This window comes from Cupriavidus sp. GW821-FHT07C08 (assembly GCF_059419025.1).
Window position 1 is genome coordinate 1 of the sequence record NZ_JBWKQZ010000070.1, and the last position, 2,525, is coordinate 2,525.

3 protein-coding genes are annotated in these 2,525 nt (G+C 53.3%); 1 reads left to right on the plus strand and 2 read right to left on the minus strand.

The genetic code is table 11. The annotated features are described in order from the left end of the window. Nucleotides 1-163: 163 nt before the first annotated feature. Nucleotides 164-724, minus strand: a complete 561-nt coding sequence (locus AC07UK_RS38685) for a hypothetical protein (protein WP_494688344.1) — start codon at nucleotides 722-724, stop codon at nucleotides 164-166. A 766-nt stretch (nucleotides 725-1,490) separates the two neighbouring features. Here AC07UK_RS38685 and AC07UK_RS38690 point away from each other — a divergent pair. Next, nucleotides 1,491-2,144, plus strand: coding sequence for a hypothetical protein (locus tag AC07UK_RS38690; RefSeq protein ID WP_494688345.1), 654 nt, complete (start codon nucleotides 1,491-1,493; stop codon nucleotides 2,142-2,144). A gap of 116 nt (nucleotides 2,145-2,260) precedes the next feature. On the opposite strand, the gene AC07UK_RS38695 is transcribed toward AC07UK_RS38690, so the two are convergent. Next, nucleotides 2,261-2,525: hypothetical protein (locus tag AC07UK_RS38695; protein ID WP_494688346.1), on the minus strand; the 265-nt coding region annotated here is incomplete at its 5' end.

Sequence of the window (2,525 nt, forward strand, 5' to 3'; positions counted from 1 at the left end):
AACCTCGATCAGCTCGCCATATCACGGCGCTGAAGTGTTCGGCGAGGCCTGCAGAACGAATTGTTCAGGGCCGACTATTTAGACCATCCTGCCTTTCTATCACGATTACCCAATGCCAACATGGCAATTCGGACAGACTTTTTCGTTCGGCAATATTGGCCGCTTACCATAGCGTGCAAACGTAGTTGTATGGAACAATCTTGTTATCTGCGCTGTCTCCTGCATCGCTCACCGTCGCTTGGCTTACAGGGACTGGATCATTCTGAGTCTTGCTCTCTGCACTCTGAACTCCTTGATCCTTGTTAAGAGGCTCACGCCACTCATGCGGCACAGCGAAGAATTCCCACTCGTCCAATGCGTCATCGGAATTTCGAGCCCACCACATGCCGCCAAGCGTTCCCAGCACGTAGCAGAACATAAGGAACGCATCCCATTTTTCTCCCGTGTAGAGCGAGAACCACGTGGCATCGACCGAATAGATCAGGCCGATTACCCCAACTACAGTCGCGGTGCCGCGCTTGTGAGATGGCGCCAGCCGAACAATAAAGAAAACGAACGAAGCAGCCCAAACTACATAGGAGATTGGCTCAGCCAGTGTAGATATCAGCGATGGTTGAAGCCAAATAGAGAATAGACGGAAGGCCGCGCAAGCCAATTGAGAACCAATAAATGCCACTGGAATACAATATATCCAGCGCACTGCGCGGCGCTTGAGGATATTCATACGGACTCCCTTTTTGTTTCCACATAGGATACCCGGCGGAAGCAACTCGGACCAAGCGATATGGGCGCCTCAGTTGTCAGGTGAACGTTCACACAACATCGCACGGCAACATACGTTCGCGGGAAATCACTACATCCAGTAGTTCGCTATAGATAGTTCCCACAAACGACACGCATTTCGGTTCGCATAGACCACTGTTTTCCGCCATATCGGGATAAGCCAGCGTATTGCCCGGCTGGAGGCGATGTCTAAGGACACTTCCAGCCCGCACGAAGCCGCCATTGCGGCGGAGCGTCTGCACAACCTACGCGAGCAGCATCCACGGTCGCAGCATCCTAGCGTCCAGCCGCAGCAGCATCACATCTGGTGGGAAGAGTATCGGCACACCCGAGAGCGAAACGTACAAGGCTCGCCCGAGTGGTTCTGGCCGGAGTATCAGCGTAAGGACTGGGCGCACATAGACGAACGCCACCCCAAATCGAATAGTCTCCCATCCGAGAAGTGTCCAATCGAAGACGAAATTCACAATCAGGGATCGTGGCGCTGGTCTGGGCCGTCAGCAATCCGCCGCAGGTACGTGTGGCAAGATGAGTTACAGCCTTCTAACGGCAAGTCTCCTTCCATTGCGGCATAGGGCTTCCCGGTCCATCCAACGGCATCGCGGGGACGATCTGGGGACGCGGAAGGATGCCAGCGCTCACCTAGCGGAACTGATATTATTGGGTCGCGCATAAGGGATGGCGAGCAAACAACAAGAGAACAGCCAATGGATAATGAATATCTCGATGTGGTGAAAGAAGATGCCGAGTTGTATGGCGCAATTATGGATGCGCTTCCAGCATTGCAGAAGTTGAGTGCGCCACAAATCGAGCGGCTGGTCTTCTACCTCAAAAGTTTGCACACGTATTATCCAAAGAGCGAAAATCACACCGAATTTTGGAGTGAGTTTGACGATAAATTGGAAAGAATAAGGAACAGCCCCGAGCAAAAAGCCCTGCAGCGCAAAGCTGGCGCGGCCAACATCAAGGCAATGGCAATCTGTGCTCTTGCAGGCGTGCTACTGGCGGTCGCGGCGGTCACGGCGCTTTCCGAGCATTTCGGTATCGCGTTGGCAATACTGCTCATAAGCGGAGTTCTGGTTCTCTTTGCCGATACTAAATTTCTAGTGAAGGCCAAAGAAATTAGCAAAGAGCAAGACCGAAAGTATTTTCTATCGTCGATTCGCGAAGCAAAAGGGTGCAACGAATTGAATTGGGCTGGATTATTTGCCTACCGCTCAGGCATCCAACCCAAATCCGAGACGGAAGTGTCTCGCGAAATAGGTGCTCTCACCGCCGACTTGCGCGCCGCGTTATACAACGATGAGTACTTCAGCTTCTCCCCGGAAGAACTCAGGGTCAGCCCAAACCACGACGCTTGATCCAATGGGCGGTGAAGGAGTATTGCCCGAACTAGGTAGTACGCCTTCGCAGGCGCGGCAAGGCCCGGAGTCATCTCACACCTGCGGCGGGACGCAGGAGGGACGCGCACAAAGAACTACCCTTCGGCTGACTTCAGTTTGATAGTGGTTTCAGCTTCTGCCGACTCGTCCGTGATCTTCGTGACCTGGGCTTGCTGATTGGAGCTGCCATGTGAATGTCTCGGCGACGCATCGGACGAGAGTCCCTTCATGGCCGTACTCGGCCTTCCCCGGAAATCGGAAAAAAATGCCCTCCATCTGGGGAGCTTGCCTTTACCCACATCTCGATAGGAAAGGTTGTAAACGGGATTGGACGGTGTTAACTTCGGGTGAAGTTGACAA

Excerpts from the sequence above, each read along its gene's own strand:
- AC07UK_RS38685 (WP_494688344.1), bottom strand. The coding sequence starts at position 724 with ATGAATATCCTCAAGCGCCGCGCAGTGCGCTGGATATATTGTATTCCA.
- AC07UK_RS38690 (WP_494688345.1), top strand. The coding sequence starts at position 1,491 with ATGGATAATGAATATCTCGATGTGGTGAAAGAAGATGCCGAGTTGTAT.